At 61.2% G+C, this 21,933-nt stretch carries 20 protein-coding genes and 1 tRNA gene; 10 read left to right on the top strand and 11 right to left on the bottom strand.

Annotated elements, in window-relative coordinates:
• Positions 1-434: 434 nt before the first annotated feature.
• From ACYASU_RS03530 to bglX, 3 genes are read right to left on the bottom strand one after another with little or no spacing between them, the layout of a single operon-like run.
• A complete protein-coding gene (locus tag ACYASU_RS03530; protein WP_463581965.1) occupies positions 435-1,781 on the bottom strand; it encodes a sigma-54-dependent transcriptional regulator in 1,347 nt (448 codons plus the stop codon).
• Positions 1,775-3,538: a sensor histidine kinase gene (locus tag ACYASU_RS03525; protein ID WP_463581964.1), complete on the bottom strand. Its 1,764-nt coding sequence runs from the start codon at positions 3,536-3,538 to the stop codon at positions 1,775-1,777. Before ACYASU_RS03525 ends, ACYASU_RS03530 begins: the two co-directional genes overlap by 7 nt.
• 43 nt (positions 3,539-3,581) lie before the next feature.
• Positions 3,582-5,879 (bottom strand): beta-glucosidase BglX, encoded by a 2,298-nt coding sequence (gene bglX / locus ACYASU_RS03520; protein WP_282366081.1) that lies wholly within the window; start codon positions 5,877-5,879, stop codon positions 3,582-3,584.
• Positions 5,880-6,220: 341 nt separating this feature from the next.
• Between bglX and ACYASU_RS03515 the strand changes: the two genes are divergently transcribed.
• From ACYASU_RS03515 to ACYASU_RS03500, 4 genes are all read left to right on the top strand, one after another.
• A complete protein-coding gene (locus ACYASU_RS03515; RefSeq protein ID WP_420793016.1) occupies positions 6,221-6,784 on the top strand; it encodes a LemA family protein in 564 nt (187 codons plus the stop codon).
• Complete coding sequence (locus tag ACYASU_RS03510; RefSeq protein ID WP_346627107.1) at positions 6,784-7,566, top strand: TPM domain-containing protein; 783 nt, start codon at positions 6,784-6,786, stop codon at positions 7,564-7,566. Before ACYASU_RS03515 ends, ACYASU_RS03510 begins: the two co-directional genes overlap by 1 nt.
• Positions 7,567-7,593: 27 nt before the next feature.
• Positions 7,594-8,211, top strand: coding sequence for a TPM domain-containing protein (locus ACYASU_RS03505; RefSeq protein WP_463581963.1), 618 nt, complete (start codon positions 7,594-7,596; stop codon positions 8,209-8,211).
• A 124-nt stretch (positions 8,212-8,335) separates the two neighbouring features.
• Positions 8,336-9,553 carry a class I SAM-dependent methyltransferase gene (locus tag ACYASU_RS03500; protein WP_463581962.1) on the top strand — a complete coding sequence of 406 codons (1,218 nt, stop codon included), beginning with the start codon at positions 8,336-8,338 and terminating at the stop codon, positions 9,551-9,553.
• Here the strand turns inward: ACYASU_RS03500 and ACYASU_RS03495 are convergent.
• Positions 9,550-10,449, bottom strand: coding sequence for a DMT family transporter (locus tag ACYASU_RS03495; RefSeq protein WP_463581961.1), 900 nt, complete (start codon positions 10,447-10,449; stop codon positions 9,550-9,552). The genes ACYASU_RS03500 and ACYASU_RS03495 overlap by 4 nt on opposite strands.
• 261 nt (positions 10,450-10,710) lie before the next feature.
• On the opposite strand from ACYASU_RS03495, the gene ACYASU_RS03490 reads away from it, so the two are divergent.
• The 3 genes from ACYASU_RS03490 (at position 10,711) to ACYASU_RS03480 (ending at position 11,742) form a co-directional block, all read left to right on the top strand.
• Positions 10,711-10,941, top strand: a complete 231-nt coding sequence (locus tag ACYASU_RS03490; protein WP_192171667.1) for a hypothetical protein — start codon at positions 10,711-10,713, stop codon at positions 10,939-10,941.
• Positions 10,942-11,061: 120 nt separating this feature from the next.
• Positions 11,062-11,295 carry a DUF4160 domain-containing protein gene (locus ACYASU_RS03485; RefSeq protein WP_463581960.1) on the top strand — a complete coding sequence of 78 codons (234 nt, stop codon included), beginning with the start codon at positions 11,062-11,064 and terminating at the stop codon, positions 11,293-11,295.
• 3 nt (positions 11,296-11,298) lie between these two features.
• Positions 11,299-11,742: a DUF2442 domain-containing protein gene (locus ACYASU_RS03480; protein ID WP_463581959.1), complete on the top strand. Its 444-nt coding sequence runs from the start codon at positions 11,299-11,301 to the stop codon at positions 11,740-11,742.
• 3 nt (positions 11,743-11,745) lie between these two features.
• Here ACYASU_RS03480 and ACYASU_RS03475 read toward each other — a convergent pair whose 3' ends face one another.
• Positions 11,746-12,780 (bottom strand): DUF4917 family protein, encoded by a 1,035-nt coding sequence (locus ACYASU_RS03475; protein ID WP_463581958.1) that lies wholly within the window; start codon positions 12,778-12,780, stop codon positions 11,746-11,748.
• Positions 12,781-12,990: 210 nt separating this feature from the next.
• Here ACYASU_RS03475 and ACYASU_RS03470 point away from each other — a divergent pair, with 210 nt between their 5' ends.
• From ACYASU_RS03470 to ACYASU_RS03460, 3 genes are all read left to right on the top strand, one after another.
• Positions 12,991-13,188, top strand: coding sequence for an SPOR domain-containing protein (locus ACYASU_RS03470; protein ID WP_346630759.1), 198 nt, complete (start codon positions 12,991-12,993; stop codon positions 13,186-13,188).
• 256 nt (positions 13,189-13,444) lie between these two features.
• On the top strand, positions 13,445-13,921 hold the full coding sequence (locus tag ACYASU_RS03465) for a hemerythrin domain-containing protein (protein ID WP_463581957.1): 477 nt from the start codon (positions 13,445-13,447) through the stop codon (positions 13,919-13,921).
• A 442-nt stretch (positions 13,922-14,363) separates the two neighbouring features.
• A complete protein-coding gene (locus ACYASU_RS03460; protein ID WP_463581956.1) occupies positions 14,364-15,134 on the top strand; it encodes an alpha/beta hydrolase in 771 nt (256 codons plus the stop codon).
• Between the two features lie 55 nt (positions 15,135-15,189).
• Here the strand turns inward: ACYASU_RS03460 and ACYASU_RS03455 are convergent, their stop codons facing one another.
• From ACYASU_RS03455 to ACYASU_RS03430, 6 genes are all read right to left on the bottom strand, one after another.
• Positions 15,190-15,999 (bottom strand): EAL domain-containing protein, encoded by an 810-nt coding sequence (locus ACYASU_RS03455; protein WP_463581955.1) that lies wholly within the window; start codon positions 15,997-15,999, stop codon positions 15,190-15,192.
• A 236-nt stretch (positions 16,000-16,235) separates the two neighbouring features.
• Positions 16,236-16,309, bottom strand: a tRNA-Gly gene (locus ACYASU_RS03450).
• A gap of 183 nt (positions 16,310-16,492) precedes the next feature.
• A complete protein-coding gene (locus ACYASU_RS03445) occupies positions 16,493-17,377 on the bottom strand; it encodes an alpha/beta fold hydrolase (RefSeq protein WP_463581954.1) in 885 nt (294 codons plus the stop codon).
• Positions 17,378-17,460: 83 nt separating this feature from the next.
• Positions 17,461-18,153, bottom strand: a complete 693-nt coding sequence (locus ACYASU_RS03440) for a pseudouridine synthase (protein ID WP_463581953.1) — start codon at positions 18,151-18,153, stop codon at positions 17,461-17,463.
• Positions 18,143-18,361: a cysteine-rich CWC family protein gene (locus tag ACYASU_RS03435; protein WP_463581952.1), complete on the bottom strand. Its 219-nt coding sequence runs from the start codon at positions 18,359-18,361 to the stop codon at positions 18,143-18,145. Before ACYASU_RS03435 ends, ACYASU_RS03440 begins: the two co-directional genes overlap by 11 nt.
• A gap of 82 nt (positions 18,362-18,443) precedes the next feature.
• A complete protein-coding gene (locus ACYASU_RS03430; protein ID WP_463581951.1) occupies positions 18,444-21,836 on the bottom strand; it encodes a dermonecrotic toxin domain-containing protein in 3,393 nt (1,130 codons plus the stop codon).
• Positions 21,837-21,933: the final 97 nt, after the last annotated feature.

Genomic DNA, 21,933 nt, shown 5'->3' with positions numbered 1-21,933 from the left:
CGGAAATCCGCTTGTTGCGTAAGATGCCTGAGCGAAAATCCGCTCATCGCCGCAATTCTCTTCCCGGCTGAAGCCGGTCCCACTGACGGACTGCGATCATCTAGTGGGACTGGCTTTAGCCGGGAAGGCGTCGGGTGTCACGCCGCGAAATTGAGGGTGTTCACGCTGGCCTCTTCCCGGCTGAAGCCGGTCCTACTGACGGACTGCGATCATCTAGTGGGACCGGCTTTAGCCGGGAAGGCGTCGGGTGTCATGCCGCGAAATTGAGGGTGTCATGCTGGCTTCTTCCCGGCTGAAGCCGGTCCCACTGACGGACTGCGATCATCTAGTGGGACTGGCTTTAGCCGGGAAGGCGTCGGATGTTACGCCGCGAAATCGATGGTGCTCAAACGGGCCATTTCCCGGCTGAAGCCGGTCCCACTGACACCCCGCAATCATCCTGTAGGACTGTCTTCCGCTAGAAAGTCCTCACGCACCAACCCATGCCGCTGCATTTTTTCATTCAGCGTGCGGCGGGGTAGTTGCAACTCGTGCATGACTGCCTTGATATCGCCTCGATGGCGTCGCAACGCCGAGCGAATGCAATGGGCTTCGAAGGCTTCCTGCTGCGCCACCAGCGACTGACCCACCGGGATGTTCTCTGCGGCGGGACCGTCCAGCCCCAGCACCTGGCGCTCGGCGGCATTCGCCAGTTCGCGCACATTCCCCGGCCAGTCGTGGCTGAGCAGATGGCTCAGCTGTTCACCGCTCAGCACCGGCGCGCTGCGGCCGAGGCGCTCTGCCGCATTCCGCGAGAAATGGCTGAACAACATAGGGATGTCTTCTCGCCGTTCGCGCAGCGGTGGCAGTCGCAATTCGGCGATGTTCAGCCGATACGCCAGATCCTCGCGGAAACGCCCGGCCCTGGCTTCGTCCAGCAGATCGGGCTTGGTCGCGGCAATGATGCGCACATCAATATCGATGCTCTGGTTCGAACCCAGTCGTTCGATCCGCCGCTCCTGAATCACCCGCAGCAGCTTGACCTGCTGCGCCAGCGGCATGCTCTCGATCTCGTCGAGAAACACCGTGCCGCCGTGGGCATACTCCAGTTTGCCGATGCGCTTGCCCTGGGCCCCGGTGAACGCGCCGCTTTCGTGGCCGAGCAGCTCGGCTTCAAACAACTGCTCAGGGATCGCCGCGCAGTTGACCGCAACGAAAGGCTTGTCCGCTCGCGGGCCGAAGTCATGCAGGCAGCGCGCGACCATTTCCTTGCCGCTGCCGGTCTCGCCGCGAATCAGCACGTTAACCGGCAGTGGCGAGAGGTCCAGGACCTGCCGCCGCAATGTCTGCATCGTCGGCGACATGCCCAGCAGCGTTGCATCCAGACGCGAGCGGTTATCCGCTTGCACATGCAGCGCGCGGTTTTCCAGCACCAGCGCGCGTTTCTCCAGTGCCCGCCGCAAACTGCCGAGCAGGGTCTCTGGAGTGAACGGCTTCTCGAGAAAGTCATAGGCGCCGTCGCGCATGGCATCGACGGCCATGGGCACGTCGCCGTGGCCGGTCAGCAAAATCACCGGCAAGTCGCGATCTCGCCGCTGCAACTCGGCCAGCAACTGCAAACCATCCATGCCGGGCATGCGCACATCGCTGAGGATCACGCCGGGAAAGTGCTCGGGCAGCTGCGCCAGGCATTCCTCGGCGCGGCTGAACAGGCGCACCTCGAACCCGGACAGCGTGAGCCATTGCTCCACCGCTTCCCGAATGGGCGCCTCGTCATCCACCACGATTACCGCGTTCAGCATGGGGCGTCGGCCTCCGGGGCCTGGGTCAGACAGAAGAAAAACCGCGCGCCGTTGTTGACGTTTTCGGCGCTGAGCCGGCCGCCCAGTTCATGCACGATGGCGAACGAAACCGCGAGGCCCAGGCCCAGACCGTCGCCCACCGGTTTGGTGGTGAAAAACGGATCGAAGACGTTGGCCAGATGCTCTTCGGCAATTCCCCCACCACTGTCGATGACCGAAACACACCAATGCTCGCTCTGCGCGTCGATGCGAATTTCTAGACGCTTGAGGGGTTTGTCGCCCATCGCGTCCAAGGCGTTGCGCATCAGGTTGATCAGGACCTGCTCCAGCCGGATCGCATCGCCGCGCACCCAGGCTGGACGCGTCAGGTCGAGCACGCAACTGACGCGCTCTTCACGAATTCGTGCGTCCAGCAACAGCAGCGCCTGATCGACCACGGTGGCCAGATCAAGGCGTTCGCGCAGGCCGCTGGGGCTTTTGCGGGCGAAGGTTTTCAGGTGGCCGGTGAGCGCGGCCATGCGGGTCAATTGCTGATCGAGCAGGCTCAGCGCCTTGTACGCATCGTCGACACGGCCATGCTCCAGCAACAGACGCAGGGTGGCGAGCTGCATGCGCTGGGCCGTCAGCGGCTGGTTGATTTCGTGGGCGAGGGCGGCGGACATCTGGCCGAGGGCCGCCAGCTTGGTCGACTGCACCAGACCGTCCTGAGCGGTGTGCAGGTCCCGCGTGCGTTCCTCGACCAAGCGTTCCAGCTCTTCGCGGCTGCGCTGGCGCACGCGGCCAAGGCGCCAGCGCTGATACAGAAACAGCCCGAGGAACACCAGCGTCAGCCAGATGCCTGCCGCCGCCAGTCCGGCATTGCGCACGTCTTCACTGGCGGCCTGCGGTTTGCGCAGGAGGTGCAAGGTCCAACCCTCGGTCGGCAGCGGCATTGACTGCCACAAGAAATCGGTCTGCTCGTTGGGGGCGTCGACACGGCTGAGATGGCTGTTTTCGCCGAACGTACGCAGTAGCTCTTGATGCAAGGGCGTCAGCGGCTGCTTGTCGTACTGACGCGTGCTCGCCAGTTCGGCGCGGTCCTGCTCGGTCAGCGGCCGCAGGGCCCGATAGCGCCAGCCCGGTTGATTGGCGATGAAGACGATGCCCTTGGCGTCGCTGACCAGCAGCAGGTCATCGTTTTGCGCCCAGGTGTGTTCAAGGTCCGGAAACTCCAGCTTGACCACCATCGCCCCGATGAACTGCCCGGCTTCGTCGCGCACCGCGTTCGACAGGAAGTAACCCGGGATGCCGCTGGTCACGCCGACGGCATAAAAACGCCCGACACCGGTGGCGCGGGTTTGCGTGAAGTAGGGGCGGAAGCCGTAGTTGTGGCCCACGTAGCTGCTCGGCAGACGCCAGTTGCTGGCGCCGACGGCGAGGCCGTTGCGGTCAAGCAGTTCGAGGGTGGAGGACTGGGCAGCGCCGTTGATCTGCTCCAGTTTGAGATTGAGCGCCTGGGTGGTGTCGGCGCTGACCGGTCCGCTCAGCGCCGTCCGCAGTTGAGGATCAAGGGCCAGAACAGCCGGCAGAGCCCGGTAGCGCTCGATCAGGGTCTGCAACGTGTTGGCGTAGAGCGCCAGCCGATCTTTAGAGCGGCCAGCGTCGTCTTCCAGGGCATGCCGCTGAGCCTGATGCATCGCCAGCGTCGCCGCGAGCACGGCACCGGCGACGATCAGCACCACGTAAAGCACGAGGCGGACGGAACGGGGCATGGGCATGACCTCCTTTCAGTGGCTGGCGCATTCGCCCCGGATTCCTGCCTTACAGCAAATTGAACGTCGTCTCTTTCACGTTCTCCGAATCCAGGCCGATCATCAGCTTGAACTCGCCCGCCTCGGCCGCGTACTTCAGCGACGGGTTGAAGAACTTCAGGTCTTCTTCGGTCAGGGTGAAGCTCACGGATTTCTCTTCCCCGGGGTTCAGCATGACTTTCTGGAAATTCTTCAGCTCTTTGACCGGGCGGCTGATCGATGCGGCGACGTCGCGCAGGTACAGCTGAACCACGGTTTCACCGGCGACCTTGCCGGTGTTCTTGACCATGACGCTGGCAGTCAGCTTGTCCTTGCGGGTCATCTTGTTGATCGACAGGGTGATGTCCGACACGCTGAACTGCGTGTAGCTCAGACCATAACCGAACGGGAACAGCGGGCTGGTCGGCTCTTCGAAGTAGTTCGAGGTGTAGTTCGAGTCGTTCGGGCGGTACGGGCGACCGGTGTTCAGGTGGTTGTAGTACGCCGGGACCTGGCCCACGGAGCGCGGGAAGGTCATCGGCAGTTTGCCGGACGGGTTGTAGTCGCCGAACAGCACGTCAGCCAGGGCATTGCCGCCCTCGGTGCCGAGGAACCAGCTTTCCACCATGGCGTCGGCGAGTTCGTTTTCTTCACCCAGCGCCAGCGGCCGGCCATTCATCAGCACCAGCACCAGCGGTTTGCCCGTGGCCTTGAGCGCGCGGATCAGGTCCCGTTGACGGCCCGGTATTACCAGGTCGACACGGCTCGCCGCTTCATGGGACATGTTGCGCGACTCACCCACAACGGCAACCACCACGTCCGCCTGCTGCGCGGCCTTGACCGCTTCGTCGATCATTTCCTGCTCGGGACGCGGGTCGATGGCGATCTGGTCGTCCATCTTGTTCAGGTAGGTAATGGCGTGCTGGTTGTCGGTGATGTTGGAGCCCAGTGCATAAACCAGCTTGGCCTTGTCGCCGACCGCCGCCGCAATGCCGTCATAGGCGTTGACGGTCTGACGCGCCAGCCCGGCCGCTGACCAACTGCCCATCATGTCCATCGAGCTCTTGGCCAGCGGACCGATCACAGCGATGGTGCCTTGCTTCTTCAGCGGCAGGGTGTCGTTCTGGTTCTTCAGCAGCACGACGCTCTTGCGCGCAACGTCGCGGGCTTCGGCACGGTGCAGACGGTTTTCGGCGTTGCGATCGGCCGGGTCATCCACTGCCGCGCCGATGCGCAGGTACGGGTTGGCGAACAGGCCCATTTCCCACTTGGCGCCGAGCACTTCACGCACGGCGTTATCGACTTCTTTGACCGACACTTCGCCGCTCTTTACCAGATCCGGCAGTTCTTCGCCGTAGGCCTTGTCGTTCATGCTCAGGTCGACGCCGGCCTTGATCGCCAGCTTGGCGGCTTCGCGGAAGTCCTTGGCCACGCCGTGGTCGATCAATTCCTTGATCGCGCCGTGGTCGCTGACGGTTACGCCCTTGAAGCCCCAGTCCCTGCGCAAGACATCCTGCAGCAGCCAGGCGTTGGACGTGGAGGGCACGCCGTTGATGGAATTGAGCGCGATCATCACGCCGCCTGCGCCGGCATCAATCGATGCGCGATAGGGCGGCAGGTAGTCCTGCTGCATGCGCACCGGGCTCATGTCGACGGTGTTGTAGTCGCGACCGCCCTCGACCGCGCCATACAGGGCGAAGTGTTTGACCACCGCCATGATGCTGTTGGGCGCCTGCATGCTGGTGCCCTGAAACGCGCGGGTCATGGTGGCGGAGATGCGCGACACCAGGTAGGTGTCTTCGCCGAAGCCTTCGGAGCTGCGGCCCCAGCGCGCGTCGCGGGTGATGTCGACCATTGGTGCAAAGGTCATGTCCACGCCGTCGGCCGCGGCTTCGATCGCTGACACGCGACCGGTGCGGGTGATGGCGTTCATGTCCCAGGTCGACGCGAGACCCAGGCTGATCGGGAATACGGTGCGCTGGCCGTGGACGACGTCGTAGGCGAAGAACATCGGGATCTTATTGCGGCTGTGTCCGGCGGCGTCCTGCATGGCGCGGTTGTCCGGCAGCACGACGGAGTTGAACGTGCCGCCGATGCGGCCCGCGGTGATTTCCTTGAGAATCTCCGGCTTGGGCATCTCCGGGCCGATGCTGATCAGGCGCAGTTGACCGATCTTCTCGTCGAGGGTCATTTGCTTCATCAGGTTGGCGATGAATGCATTCTTGGCTTGCAGCGTGGAGGGGGTGCCAACGCCAGTGGTGGCGTTTTCGGCCCAGGCGGACTGACTGACAAGGCCGATGACGAGACTCAGGAAACACAGCTTATTCATGAATGGTTTTCTCAAGGCGTTGCCGGCAACTCGCACGTAATACCGGTCAGCCGTTGTTATAGGTGTCGAACCTTTGGTTTTTATTGTCGTCAGGACGGCAACGTCGCTGAACTCCTGCCTCATATGAGCATCAGTAGCGCAACGAGTTTTATCTGATTGTGGCCCGGCAATCCAGAGCCCCGACAACGCGATGGGGCGGGATTATGCCGGGGATCGTCCGGTTTGGCTAAAGTCATGACTGACAGGACTAACTATTGATGAGTACAGGGAGCACGCACGCCATGCAAACAGAGCGTTATGACCACAGCCGGGGCAGTCGTTACAAATTGTCACTGGCGTTGATGATGCTGCTGACGACCCTGTTGTCCGGCTGCGGGATCAACAACATTCCGACCTACGACGAGCAGGTCAAGGCTGCCTGGGCCCAGGTGCAGAACCAGTATCAGCGCCGCGCCGACCTGATCCCCAACCTGGTGGAAACGGTGAAGGGCTACGCCAAGCAAGAGCAGGACACCCTGACCGCAGTCATCGAAGCGCGTGCCAAGGCGACGTCGATTCAGGTGGACGCCAGCACCCTGAACGATCCGGCCAAGCTCAAGCAGTTCCAGGATGCACAAGGTCAGCTGACCGGCGCATTGAGCCGTTTGATGGTGGTCTCGGAGCGCTATCCGGACCTCAAATCCAACCAGAACTTCCTCGCGCTGCAGTCCCAGCTTGAAGGCACGGAAAACCGTATCGCGGTGGCCCGTCGCGACTTCATTACGGCGGTCGAGCGTTACAACACCGAGATCCGCACCTTCCCGGGCCGTCTGTGGCATACCGTGATGTACAGCGATCTGCCGGTGCGTCCGAACTTTGAAGCCACTGCCGCTGACGCTGACAAAGCGCCACAAGTGAAATTCTGATGGGACGCGCGCGGCGGGGAGTGCTGGTCGCGTTACTGGCGATGTCGGTGGGCGTATTTGCCCAGTGGGCGCAAGCCGACCTCACGTTTCCGCCGCTGACCGGGCGCGTCGTTGACACCGCCGGGATGATCGACGGCCCGAGCAAAGAGCATCTCGAACAGATGCTGCGCGCCCATGAAGAACTGACCACCGAGCAAGTGGTAGTGGTCACATTGCCAGACCTGCAGGGCTCGACCATCGAGGACTACGGCTATCAGCTCGGTCGTCACTGGGGCATCGGCCAGAAGGGCAAGGACAATGGCGCGCTGCTGGTGGTGGCCCGGGACGAGCGCAAGGTGCGCATCGAAGTGGGCTACGGCCTTGAAGATCGTCTGACGGATGCGCAGTCGTCGGTGATTATCAGTCAGATCATCACCCCGGCGTTCCGCCAGGGTGATTTCGTCGGAGGTATCACCAAAGGCGCCGAGGCGATGGTCCAGGTGCTCGGCGGTGATCCCCTTGCCGAACCCGCGGTCGGCGCCACCGGCAGCGCGGCGGCAAGCGAGGACGAAGGCGTCGACTGGAAAGTGACCCTGCTGTTTCTGGTGCTGTTCGTGGTCATCAGTTACATCAGCGCCCGTTCCGGGCGAGGCAGGTCCATCGGCTCCGGGGGCGGCTTTGGGGGTCTCGGTTCCGGCGGCTTGGGCGGCTCAGGCGGCTTTGGTTCCGGGGGCTCTGGCTCAGGCGGTATGCGCGGTGGCGGTGGTGGATTTGGCGGAGGCGGTGCCTCCGGTGGCTGGTAGTTGTTCGCTCAGGAAGGGTTTGCTTGCATGACATTGCTCAATAAAGACGAACAACAGCGGGTTGCCCACGCCATCGAGACCGTCGAGCGTCAGACCGACGCGGAACTGGTGACGGTGCTAGCCACCAGCGCCGACGACTACACCTACGTGCCGCTGATCTGGGCCGGGGTCATCGCGTTGCTCGTGCCGGGGCTGATCAACCTGCTGACGGGCTGGCTCAGCGCCAATCATCTGCTGCTGGTGCAGGTTGTCACGTTCATCGTGGTGGCGCTGGTGTGCCGGCTGCCGGGCATTACCACGCGGCTGGTGCCTGTTCGCGTGCGGCACTGGCGGGCGGGCAATCTGGCGCGTCGGCAGTTTCTTGAACAGAACCTGCACGCCACCGCCAATGCCACCGGTGTGCTGATTTTTGTCAGCGAGGCCGAGCGTTATGTCGAGATCATCGTCGACGACGGCATCGCCCGGCGCGTGGACAACGAAGTCTGGCGCTCGATGGTCGAGACCTTCACCCGGCAGGTAAAGGACGGCCGGATTGTGGAAGGTTTTATGGGGTGCATTACTTCGTGCGGCGAGGTGCTGAGCGAGCAGGTGCCCGTGACCCAGGCGCGCAACGAGTTGCCAAACCGGTTAGTGGTGTTGGAGTGATCTGATCGTTCCCGCGCTCCGCGGGGGAATGCCTCTGCTGACCCTCCGCGTCATTTAATTGCACCTACCGCTCTCGACCCGCCTAAAATAGCGCCTCGCATTTCCGCTCCCGAGGCGCTTTCCGATGTCCGTTACCGCACCCGCCACCGTTCCTGCGCAGGATCACCGCGCTCAGTTCCTGAGTTTGCTGGACACCTGCCTGACGCAAAATTCGCTGATCAAACTGGTGCTGGCCAAGTACGTCGGAAGCGAAGCGGAGTTGCAGCGGGTCATCATCAAGCCCGTCACGGTCAAGGATCAGCCGTGCCTGTCCTTCGTCTATCGCTACAAGACCCGCGACATCACCAAGAATCACCCCCTCGCCGAGGCGCAGACGCTGATCGCCAGCCTGCTGCCCGAGTCCTTCAAGAACGCTCATCTGCTGTCGCTCACCGATGAAGTGCAGCTGGAGTTCAGCAAGAAGGGCAAGACCACGCTATTCCGCAACAAGGCCCAGCAGGAGCGCGAAGCCCCGACCGCCGAGCATGACCGCGAGAAAAAACGTTACCTGGAACTGAGCCGGCCATTCCTGACCGATCTTGGTGTGACCAACAAGCAGCACGAGCTGATTCCGGCGATGTCACGCAAGTGGAAGCAGATCAACAAGTTCATCGAGGTGTTTTCCCACGCGCTGGCGACCTCGCCGATCACGCTGGACAAACCGGTGACGGTCGCGGATTTCGGCTCGGGCAAGGGTTATCTGACCTTCGCCATCCACGATTACCTGCGCAACACCTTGCAGGCTGAAGGCAACGTCACCGGCGTCGAGCTGCGCGAGGACATGGTCACGCTGTGCAACAACGCTGCCGCGCGGCTGGAGCATCCGGGGCTGGTGTTCAAGTGCGGTGACGTGCGTTCGGTGGCGCCCAGCGAACTGGACGTGATGATCGCCTTGCACGCCTGCGACATCGCCACCGACTACGCGATTCACACCGGTATCCGCTCGGGCGCCTCGATCATCATGTGCTCGCCGTGCTGCCACAAACAGATCCGCCTGCAGATCCAGAGCCCGACGCTGCTCAAGCCGATGCTGCAATACGGTTTGCACATGGGCCAGCAGGCCGAAATGGTCACCGATGCCTTGCGAGCGTTGCTGCTGGAAGCGTGCGGCTATGAAACCAAGGTCTTCGAGTTCATCTCGCTGGAGCACACCAACAAGAACAAGATGATTCTGGCGGTCAAGCGCGCGACTCCGGCGGATCCGGCTGAGCTGCTGGCGAAGATTCAGGAGCTGAAAGTGTTCTACGGCATTCAGGAGCAGTGCCTGGAGCGCTTGCTCCAGGCGGATGGCCTGCTGGGTTAGACGCGAGCGGCGGCGACCGGCTTTGGTGCGATCACCGCCGTTTTACGCCCGATGGCCAGCGTGACCACGACACCGGCGGCGAAGATCCAGGTCGTCGGGTCGATGTGCTCACCGAAAAACAGCGCCGAGAAGGCCATGGTGAAAAACAGCTGCACCAGCTGAATCTGACTGACCCGCGCGATGCCGCCCATGGCCAGCCCGGCGTACCAGGCGAAGAAACCGATGAATTGCGAGAACAGCGACACGTAACCGAAGGCCCACCAGGTGCCGGGAGAAATCGGCCCCTGATGCTGCCACGCCAGATAGCTGACGGGCACGATCAGCACCGGGATCGAAATCACCAGCGCCCAGCAGATCACCTGCCAGCCGCCCATCTCCTTGGCCAGACGGCCGCCTTCGGCATAACCCAGCCCGCCAATCGCCACCGCGGCGACCATCAGCAGATCACCGGCCTGAAGATTGCCGGCCCCGCTGATCAGCGCATAACCCAGCACCAGAACGCTGCCCATGGCGGCGCAGGCCCAGAAGGCTTTCGACGGGCGCTCGTGGGAGAGCCATGCGGCGTAGATGGCGACCAGCAGTGGTTGCAGGCCATTGACCAGCGCGCCGTGGGAGGCGGGCAGGGTTTTCATGGCCCAGGCTGACAGCACCGGGAAACCGACGATCACCCCCAGCGCCACCACCATCAGCGCCTTGAACTGCGCGGGGGTCGGCCATTTTTCTCTGCGCCACAGCAGTAACGCCGCCGCCGGCATTGCCGCGAACAAGGCGCGGCCCAATCCGTTGAGCAAGGGATGGATTTCCTGCACCACGATGCGGGTCATGGGCAGCGTCAGGCTGAAGATCACCACGCCGATCAGTCCGAGGACCATTCCGGTGTTTTCACGAGAGGACATAAGGAGGCGTGCCTTGTTTTTGTTGGTGCGAAACGCGTGCTCATTCAGCCACAGAGGCGGCATGGGGGCCATTTACAGATGCGTGCGGAATCGTCCGTACACTTCAAAGGCTTCCCGGCTGAAGGGGGGAACTGCCGTTTTCGAGGATTTTCCTGACGAGCACTCAATCGACTCAAATGTTGGTGCAGAAGTTGAATGCAACGTTCCTGCAACAGTTTGAAGGTCAAATTGGTGCCGTCGAATTCAGCCAGGAGAGCCATCGTGTCGGTTATCGAAAAATGGGCGTTGCAGGGTGTCGTGGTATTCCTTTTCGCATGGATGGCGACGGTGGCGGCTCACTGGTCAGGCAGCGTCGTGCACACGACAAGCAGCGACCGACTCGCCGCTCTCAGCAGCATGCGCCTGACCACCGAATCGGTCGCCACCAGCGTCAATAAACACACGCAGGGTGGGGCAGTGGTTGTGGGGTCGTTGTCGGAAGGTAACGAATAAAGGGCAGCGGCTGGGAAGATTTGAAGCGGTGAGTAATTGGAAGACCGGACCTGTAGGGTCCGGTTTTTGTTTTTGTCATCAGAGTTTGTACTGGGGAAAAAATTTCTCTAGTATCCCGCCATGGCTACCGTACATAACAATCGCAACTGGAAGATCAAAATCTATCCGGACGACCATGCCCCGCCCCATTTCCATGTCCAGACGCCTGACGGGGAGTCACTCGTGCAGATTGACGGTTTAAGGGTCTTAGGCAGGGGCGCTGAGGGGAAGGCGCTGAAAGAAGCGCTGCAGTGGGCCAGGAATCATACCCGGGACTTGTGGCGTATCTGGTGTGAGCAGAATCGGAGGACTTGAGGCATGACCAGCAAATTACGCATCGTCGCTGCGCAACCTGTCGCGAACAGCCGCTCGTTGATCCTCGACTGGAACAACGGCAAGCGTCATACCGTTGATTTGTCGGCCTACATCGACCAATTTGAAGCGCTGGTGCCGCTGAAGGATGAAACGCTGTTCAGTCAGGTGACTGTGGGTGATTGGGGGTTCGACGTGTCGTGGGGGAATGATATCGAGCTGTCTACATCGACGCTTCACCGGCTCGCGCTGGAGCAGGCCGGTGAAGTCATGCCGACGCGCGACTTCAAACAGTGGATGGCAAAGAACAACCTCTCGCTCTCGGCAGCGGCCATCGAGCTGGGCTTTACGCGTCGAACCATTACTGCTTACAGCAGCGGTGCTGCACTTATCCCCAAGCACGTGGCATTGGCCTGTCGGGGTTGGGAATATGAGCACTCGCCGCGCTAACCCTCAACTCTTCTTTAACTCCAACGCTTCCTTCAGCCTTCCCACCGGCACCGCAAGCGCCGGATCGCCCAATGGGTGGGTCGTGGCGTTGAAGAATGTCAGCTGGATGTGCTGCCCTTCAAACAGTTCGCTGTAGCGGCGTTTCTGGTGCTGGATGAAGGCGTCACTGCGCGGCAATACCGAGATGGCGATGCGCTTGGGACGGGCCTGGAGAATGGCGTTGAGAATGTGTCGATCCTGCTTGCCCAGCGAATGGCCGAAGACGCATAGCGCGCCCTCATGCTGCGCCAGTTGGGCGTGGCAAAACGACAGATAGTCCGAACCGCGGATGATCTTCATCTTGTCGTCGCTACGGCCCTCACAGACAAACAGCGGCACATCCTCCAGCGCGTTGATCGCGAAACTGCCCAGCAGCGTGCTCTCCGAAGACAGCAACTTGCGCGCCGTGCCATCGAAGTTCTTCACCAGGTGCATGCCGCCATGCAGGTACAAAATGCGCGTGGCGTGGCTGTCGGTGCGGTGCAGGTTGAACACAGCGTCATCGTCGAACAGATCATCGAACGGCTGCGCGCCATGCATCGCTGCCCAGTACGCCAGCAGGTCGTAGTTGGTGGAGTACACCGTCTGATACTGGCTCAGGGCTTCGCTGATCCTGGCGATGGTCGACGCTTCCATCAGGCGCCACGGAATATGCGCCGAGCGGATGCCATGAATCAGGGCTTCCTTGATCGCGAAATAGCGGTTGCGTGGCGATGACGAACCAATCGTCAGCGCCGCATTGACCCGCATCGCGACTTTCAAGCCGCTGAGTACGGGCTCGAAATTCTCCGTTTCCATGGATTTGAACAGCGCCAGCACGGTGGCGCTCAAGGGTTTGTTGCGCGTGGTCTGCGCCAGCTCGAATAGCGAGTCGTAGGCGAAGTTCTTCCACACGGCAAGACTGGCCCCGTTGCCCAGCAGCAATCCCGAGCAGGGATTGACGGCTTGCAGCGTGTTCCAGTCGGCCAGTTCGGCATCAAAATCCGTGAATTCCATCATCTCGCTTCGCTTTCAGGTGAGCAGGTACTGACCGGACGCCAGAACGGAGGGGACTTATAGAAACCCAGGTCGGCATTGTCAACGCGGCATCCCGGCTTCGAACAATTTGAGGAGCGTGCCGCTGGTCTCGGTAACGTCTATAGAGTGAATGACGGGTGTAAGGTTTAATCCGTCAACCCATAACACTCTCTTGAATGAGAGGAGATGACCATGCATACCGCAATGCTCAGCAAGACGCACTTCAACGGTTACGATGTGATTAACGTGAACAACGGGCCTTGGCGGGTCTGCACCCACCGTGATCGATTAGGCTCATTCTCCACACGCGAAGAAGCCATGGCGTTTGCGGCCTCTTTGCCAGCCTATCAAGAGCGAACGGCGTTAGTACCTGCCGCTAAAGCGCACTAATGACACGACTCGTCGCCATTTGAGCTCTGGTGTTGCCGGAGCTCAATCGGCCGGATAGCAACTCGTGAACTGCACTATCCATTTGCGAAGTTTCATGCAGCCTGCACGATTTCGCATTTTCCCTGTTCGTCTAACTGCTTGATTCACTGAGCTTTTGGATAACTCGCTACATCGGCACGGTCGATGCAACTCTCATCACGAACCTGCAGGGTCGGCGCTTAGATCGATCCGCTTACCGTGATCCAGAGGAAACAACATGAACGCCATCGAACTGTTGAAAGCCGACCATGAACGTGTAAAAGCCATCTTGACTCAACTGAGCGAGTCCACCGAGCGCGGCGTTAAGAAGCGCACTGACTTGCTGGCCAAGCTGGAAATGGAAATCACCATCCATACCAAGATCGAGGAAGAAATTCTCTATCCGGCGTTTAAAGAGGCGGGCGGCAAAGAGCAGGACATCATGTACTACGAAGCCAAGGAAGAGCACCGCACCGTTGACGCTCTGGTGCTGCCGGACCTCAAGCAAACTGACCCTGCCACCCCGGAATTTTCGGGTCGTGTGAAAGTGGTCAAAGAGCTGCTGGAACACCACATCGAGGAAGAAGAGGAAGAGATGTTCCCGCAGGCTGAAAAGCTGCTGGGCGAGAAGCAGCTGGAAGAACTTGGCGCGCAGATGGAAGCGATGAAGGCTGAGTACAAGAAGTCCCTGTCGTCGCCGAGCATTGCGGCGTAAGCGTTGGTGGAATGAACAAGCCCGGAGTTTTCCGGGCTTTTTTGTGGGTGAAAGTTTTAGTCCGGTTTACTGGTGCAGCGCACTTACTTGCCTCTTCCCGGCTGAAGCCGGTCCTACATTTGGATTGCATGCATTCAGCTGGACTGGCGGTGGCCTCCATTGTGGGACCGGCTTTAGCCAGGAAAGCGTCAGCCGTCACGCTGCAAAGCTGATGGCGAACACACTTGCCTCTTCCCGGCCAAAGCCAGTCCCACAAAAAACGGGAGCTTTGTATACCTGTGTATTCAGACCCCCTGCTGATACGTGCTGACTGAAAGCTCGCCTTCAGCGACACATTGCAGATACGTGCAGCGCATTCAATGGTTCACAGCGAAGAGCGGGGCCAGGCGTTAGCTATCCCGGTCGAGCCCCCGACCATGACTGCACACTGAGGAAGCACCCCATGAAAAGAAGCAACGCGTCATTACTTCTAAGCGTTTTTACGGCGGGCGCCCTGGCGCTGGGCGTTGCCGGTGCGGCTCAGGCTGCCCCGGTGAAGAACATCGTGCTGGTGCATGGCGCCTTTGTGAACGGGGCGGGCTGGAAGCCGGTTTACGAGATCCTGCGCAAGGACGGGTACAACGTCTCGATCGCTGAACACCCATTGACGTCATTCGCCGATGACGTAACGGCGGTGAAGCGCATTGTTGACCAGCAGGATGGCCCGACGATTCTGGTCGGCCACAGTTACGGCGGCGCGATCATCACGGATGTCGGCAATGACGCTCATGTCGTGGGCCTGGTGTACATCGCCGCCCACGCACTGGATCAGGGTGAAACCGAAGCGCAGAACGGCAAGCTGTACCCCAATGCCACCAAAGCGGTGAAGAAAACCGCTGACGGCTTCCTGTCCCTTGACCCAGCATTCTATCCGGCGGACTTCGCGGCTGACCTGCCCAAGGCTCAGGCTGAATTCGAAGCCATTTCCCAGGAGCTGACCGCGGCGTCAGTGTTCACCACCCCCGCTGGCGTGCCCGCGTGGAAAACCAAGCCTAGCTGGTACGCAGTGGCCGGGGCAGACCGGATCATCAACCCGGACCTTGAGCGCATGTACGCCAAGCGTGCCAACAGCCACACCATCGAGATCAACGGCGCCAGTCACTCGGTGTACCAGTCCCGACCGCAGGAAGTGGCCGCGTTGATCGAACAGGCAGCGACCCACGCGGCGGATTGACGCATCGCACCCACGACTGGCCTGCAACCCTTGCAACGTCCAAGGCACTTGTGAATCAGGCCACGTCGACAGCGTCCGAGCCGCATATCAGCTCCACCGGCATCGGTTGCAAACGGCCGATCATGGGTTTGGCAAACAGATAGCCCTGCATCAGCTCGACGCCCAGATCCAGCAGGGCATCGCGCTCTTCGCAGGTCTCGATGCCTTCGGCCACGACAGTGATTCCCAGCCGCCCCGAAACCAGCACAATCCCTTCAACAATCGCCCGACGCACGGCGTCCTGATCGATGTCACGGGTGAGCGCCATATCGATCTTCAGGACCTGTGGTTGAAACATCGCCAGCATGTTGAGGCCGGAATAACCTGATCCGAAGTCATCGATAGCGGTGGTGAAACCTTGCCGCTCGTACTCCTCAAAAATGGATTTGAGATGATTCGGATCATCCACGCGCTCACCTTCGGTGACTTCGAACATGAGCCGATCCACCGGAAAATCGAACGTCCGAGACGCCTCAAGCGTTGCCCGAATGCACGTCTCTGCGCGGTACACCGCTTTGGGCAGGAAATTGATACTCAGCTTGCAGTCTGGAATCGCGGGCAGGCCCAGCTGGGTAGCGAGCTCAATGGCCCTGACCCGGCACGCCTGATCGAAACGGTAGCGGTTGCCGTCGTTGACCTGACCCAGGATGAACGCGGCGGACTCGCCGTTGAGACCACGGACCAGCGCCTCATAAGCGAAGGGCGCTCCGGTGGTGACGTTGAAGATAGGTTGGAAAGCCATGGTGAAGTCGAAACCCAGCCCTTCGAGATTTCGACACTCAGCGCAGCCAATGGATTCGAAGGTTGCCAAGGGGATATGTTGCATGATCGTCACTGCCTTGAGATTTCGTCGCTCGATGGATGAATTTTGAGCAACTGGTTTCTCTGTATCGGCAGGGTGCGAGAAATCTGTTCTGCGGATTTAGGGCAGGGGATTAACGGTAACGAAATCGGTGCCTGAGAAGGCGGCGGTATGAGTCGGTCTTTTAGAAGACGAGGCAGGAATCGAGCTTGATTCAGAGCGAGGAGGGCGGCTGAAAAGCCCGGAAACACTGGGGGAGATGGAGCGGGTAGAGGGAATCGAACCCTCAACTAAAGCTTGGGAAGCTTTCGTTTTGCCACTAAACTATACCCGCTTTTAACCTGACGCCTTTGGAGCGGCTGACTTTGTACCAGATGCGGCGGGTGAATTGAAGCGTTAAATGCCTCACCGACCCAATCCGTGTGGCCGCCCCCTGATTTGCCGTCCAATGGCACTCATCAGGCTCTGCAGCAAACCCTTCCTTCCCCGGCTGCTGCCCTATCATTTCCCATTCCAATCACACCGCAAACGCCTGTTGCGACCGATCCGTTCTGTAATGAATGCGCCGGGGTCCGGGCGCGGGCGTCAGAAACCCATGCAGGGCATCTTTCGATGCCAGGCACGCGGCCTTGCTCTCCATGTCGAGAAAGTGCCCCGCATCCTGAATGGTGCTGAAATGGCAGTCGCGAATGTAGTGGGCGAAGTGCCGGGCGTCGGCAGCCGAGGTGTACTCGTCCCACACACCGTTCATGAACAGCACCGGCACATTGATGCGCCTGGCCGCTTTCATCTGCGGATGATTGCTCGCGTCCAGCACATGGTTGATGTGGTGGTGCATCTGCGCGTACTCGTGCAGATCCAGGGAGCTGACGTGCTTGTGGTTGTAGCGCTTGAACAGAGAAGGCAGGTGTTTGCCCAGCGTGCTGTTGAGTAACTCACCGACGCCATGGCGATTGTAGGCGGCGAAGTGTTGCCGGCCGCGCTCGAGGTAGTCGCGCAGCGGGTCGCTGATGACAGGGGAGAACGAGCTGATCACGGCTTTCTCGATGCGCTTGGGCCGGTGCGCCAGGGCGACCAGCGCCGCCGCGCCACCCCATGAAAACGACAGCAGCAGTTCGGCGTTGAAGTGGTCGATGAGCTCCAGAAGCAACTGACCTTCCAGCTCCTTGGTCAGGGGGCGTTCATGGGCATTGTGGGGTTTTGATTTGCCGGCGTAAGGCGGGTCGTACAGCACGACGTTGAATTGCGGGTGAAGGTTGCGCACGGTTTGAGCGAAGGAGGTGGTCGTGGCGAGCGAGCCATTGACCAGAATGATGGTCTTCTCGGCGGCGTCTGCGCGATAGAGCTCCGTGTAAACCCGGAACTGGCCTTGTATGTCCAGCACAGTGATTTCTGGCTTCATCTCCATGTCTCCTGACGAAAAAACGGGGTGCGCGTAGACACGTTGCACGTGTTTCGTGACAGGTAGGCAATTGGACGCAGGTTTCAGATCAACGCAATTTCGTCGGGCCTCAGGGCTCTGTACTGTCCGGGGGCCAGCGCCGGGTCGAGTCTCAGCGGTCCCATGCTCTCGCGGTGCAGCCGGGTCACCTTGTTGTCGAAGTGGCCGAACATGCGTTTGACCTGATGGTAACGCCCTTCAACGATGCTCAGCCGGGCGCGGTGACTGCCCAGAATCGTCAGTTCGGCAGGCTGTGTCGTCAGGTCTTCAAACGCGAAATAAAACCCTTCAGCGAATTTCTCGACGTAGTGCGCGCCGATGTCGTCTTCGGTCTCGACGTCATAGACCTTCGCCAGTTTGGTGATCGGCTGCGTCAGGCGGCGCGACCACTGCCCATCGTTGGTGATCAGCATCAGCCCGGAGGTGTTGAAATCCAGGCGGCCGGCGATGTGCAGGTCGTCCTTGTCGGGTTCCTCAAGCAGGTCGAGCACGGTGGGGTGCTGCGGATCGACGGTTGCGCTGACGCAGCCCGGAGGCTTGTGCAGCATGAAATACCGCGCCGGTTTACCGTGCTGTAGGACTTCGTCGTCGATCCGTACCTGACTGAACTCGCGGACCTCATGCAGCGGGTTTTTTACCCGCAACCCGTCGACTTGCACACGGCCTGCGATCAGTGCCAGTCGTACCTCTTTGCGGCTGAAGCGGGGCAGGTTGCTGAGGAAACGGTCAAGACGCATCGCGACTCGCCGCTTCAAGGCCCGCGCATCGCGGGCAGAGGCATGCCTGTCCACGGACCTCTTCGGGTAGAGCTGCCAGTACCGCCGGGTCGATCTCGGCGGTAAAACACCAGCAGGCTTGATCCGCTGTGCGCGGATCAGCCAGGGTGCAGCGGTTACTGGCGCCGCAAACGGGGCAGATGCTCGTGTCGATGATGTGAGTGTCCATGTAGAGCGCCGCCTTTGAGTGCCGCCAATGCTAGCGCGCGGCCCTGCCTCGCGCCATGAGCATGTGATCCCGGGCAACGCGCCTACGGGGTAATCGGCGACTGGCCTTGCGGGGCGACGAAAGAGGGCGCGCGCCCCAGCATAGAACCCACGGCAGGACAGCGGCAATGCACCAGCAGGATGTTGTCGTAGTGAATGCCCTGCCGACTCAGTTCGCCGAACAGATCCTCCAGGGTCGGGCGGGTCATACCGAACCGGTTGCGCACGGTCAGCACATCCATGGGCGTTGCAGGGAGCAGGCTGGGCAGCGGCGGTTGATGACTGTTGCGCACGATCTGGCTGATGTCCCGATAACTTTCATAGTGTTCGCTCTGAAATTTCGCCAGGGTGTAATTCTTGATGCGCCCGGGCAGCGAGGTGCCGGCCATCAGCGTGTCCCGGGCGAACATGTCCGGAAAGGGCCCGACGCCGGGGCCGGGCACCGGCTGCGCAGTGTTCAGCAGGGCGTAGGGCCGCACCGACTGGCTGGCGATCCGGTGCAGCATCGGGTCGACCAGCTCGTGACCGTGGGGCGCGTAAGTTCGCAGTTCGGTGCCGTTGGGAATGGCCGTCGTGCGCGTCCATGGCAAGTAGTAGCCGTGGCTGCTGACGACCAGGGTGCGTGCCTGGGTCCGGTCCGATGTCCACAGCAGAAATTTGCGCCCCAGCTTCCACACTTGAACCGACGACGTGCCGAATTCGGCATTACCCGCCACGCTCCACGTCTTCATCAGGCCCGCTCCATTGAAGAACGGCTTGAGCAGCGTTTTGCGTGGGTGGGTCGCCCTGCGCAGCCAGTCGCCGAAATTGCGTGCCGGTAGCGCAGTCTTCACTCGACTCAGCCCTCGGCCCAGTGCTGTGGCAGGCGCTGCGAGTTTGCGGAACGCCTGAAAAAGTCGTGGCGTGGCCGGTGCCATGTGCAATAACCCCAAGGACAGAATGGCGAACATCACCTGGCGCCGTTCCTCCTGACGGTCGCCGGGGAGGTTGGCGGCCTGAATGCCCAGCGCAACGCTGGCCGCGCTGGCCGTCAGCGCCGCGATGGAGGCCGCCGGCAGCACGAGCGCCATGGGTGCCAATAACAGTTGCAGGCGATTGAGGTGTTGAATCCAGGCGCCGAGTGCCTGCTCGCGGTCGGTCACGATGCTGTCCTCGGCGTCGTACTGGCTGTTAAGACGCAGGCCCTCACAGATGAACGCCATGGGCGAGCCGGACACTTCCTGCTCGCACAGCTCACGCTGCCGGGCGGCATGGGTGTCCGGGCTGTAGAGCGGCTCGGTCCAGGGGCGCAGGATCGACACCGGTTCGGCCGGCACTCGGACCCCGCCCCACAGTTCGAGGATATAACCGAGCCTGGCGTGAAAACGGCGCGGCATGTAATTGAGCACGGTCTCGCGCCATGCAGGGTTGGCTGCAGCGGTAGTCAGGTGGTCGATGAGCTGCTGACGATCACTGAATGGTACGAACGGCGTGGACTGCCCGGCCTGATAAAGCACCCCGCCTTCCTGGTCGGGCGCGCTGATCATCAGCAAGCCCACGCAGGGAGGGCAGTGGGAGTTCAGTGGCAGTCCGCTGCTGACGTGAAAGCCCACAGCGCTCCAGCGGATCCGTTCTGCAACGAGAATCGGCGCCTCTGGCGCAGGCACCTGCTGGGCCTGCTCCACGGCATCGATCACCCTCTGGAAACTGTCCATGGAAAGATCGCCGCTCTTGAGGGCCAGCAGCGCCTGGCTGACGAAGGTCGACCAGAGCGAACGCTCGATGTCAGTGCGTTGCTGCCGCCAAAACTGATTGAGTCGATGCTGCATGAGTCCCAGAAAATCGACGCCCTGAATGTACGCCTCGACGCTGGCGGCGCTGATGTTCAATTCCGCCTCGGGCGACCAGGCCCCGTTTCCGCTCGGATCTGCGTAGACGACCCAGCGACCGCCTTCATCATCGTAGCCCTGGGGCTGAAGCGCCCTGAACCGGCTCAACAGTGCCTGACTCAGCGTGACGGGCGTTTCATCCGGCGCGACGATCACGTTCGCCGCTGCGATTCGCGGGTGGCCCCACGGCGTCCTTGACGTGCCGGGCAGGTAGCGGATGAATACACGCCGGGGGTCTGTGATCGGCGTGTGCGTTTGCTTCAACGGGACGGGCTTGAGTCGGGGGGACACCTGCCTGAGCCACTGGCCCATGAGCCGGTTTGCGAACCCGAGCGGGGTCGGGATTCGCGCCAGCAGCGGCTCATGGTGCTGCCAGTGATCGAGGGCGCTGACCAGTGCCAGTGCCGGCTCGATGGGCATGAGCGCCGCGTGGTCGTCGTCGATGAATGCGTCGGTTGATTCAACCGCATCGATGCCCGTCAGTCGCGCAGCGCAAAAGCGTTGCTGGGCGACACGCAGTTGAGTGAATACGTCGTCCGAAGGCGCCGCCAGCGTGAGGGTGATTTGCGTGCCATCGAGCGAAAGATTCAGCCGATGCCAGGCCGATGCGTTGATCGCCTCCAGCACCTTGTCCGCTTTCCAGGGCGCCTCATCGCTGATGTACTCATGGCACAGGGGCGCGCTGCCCAGCACGTGGACATAGCAATGCCCCGTGGTATTGGAGCGCAGATGGAAGATACCGGGGATGATCTCGCCTTTCAGCGCCACCCCGCGCACGACCGAGCGTGCCGGCGGTCCGGCCGACTGCAGGTCCTGAACACCAAGCGGGAAACGTGTGAGCCCCAGCGCATCAAGTGCCAGCGTATGGCCCTCGTTATCCATGCGCTTGCGCGAATGCAAACGGGTCACACCATCGAGAAACGCCAGCTCGGCGAGCCTCTTCCATGTGTCGCCGTGATGCTCCCAGAATTGACGTTGCACCTGCTCATATTCCAGTGTCCATCGGGCTTCGATGAGCAGCTCGAAAAACGCCGAGACGGTCAGGGTGGGCGTCGACGCCGACAGCGGGCGATCAGCCTCGGCGCAGCGTCGAAGGGCGAGGAGTCCGGGCGGATTCAGCGTCTCCCGGCCCAGCTCGCGTAACGTCAGGCGCAGCTCGAAACGCTCCCGACCGTCGGTTTCCACGGCCGGCTCCAGCGCGGTGCTAAAACTGACGTGCAGCTCATCAAGGTCAATGGGCGTGCCAAATCTGGCCTGTAGCGTTTCCTCCAGCCGCCGGTCCAGATGGCGGACGACCGAGGGCGGAAACGCCAGATCGAGTTGCCAGGCCTTCAACACCCAGACCGATCCGTACAACAACTCGGCGACCGGGCTGACGGCCTGGCGCATCAAGCGCTTGTGGTTAATCCCGTAAGCTTCGCTGGCGGACGCGGCGACGGGAACCGGGGATTCAGCCGGGCGCAAAGGTTCCGCGAACGGCGAAACGCTGAAATCCCCGCCATTGGGCAGGGTGTCGTTGGAAAGGAGATCAAGGCCGCTCGCGGAATCAGAGCTGCTGCGGTCGTTCATGAAAAATCGCGCCACGTGGAAAGATGCCCACTATGGCGCGATGCCGGGTGGCAATGGCGGTAACTATGTATCGCGTATGCCACCGCGTCTTATGCCT

It is taken from the genome of Pseudomonas sp. HP_12 (assembly GCF_055283955.1).
Note: the sequence above shows the minus strand (reverse complement) of the source record. Positions and strands in the feature narration are given on the sequence as shown.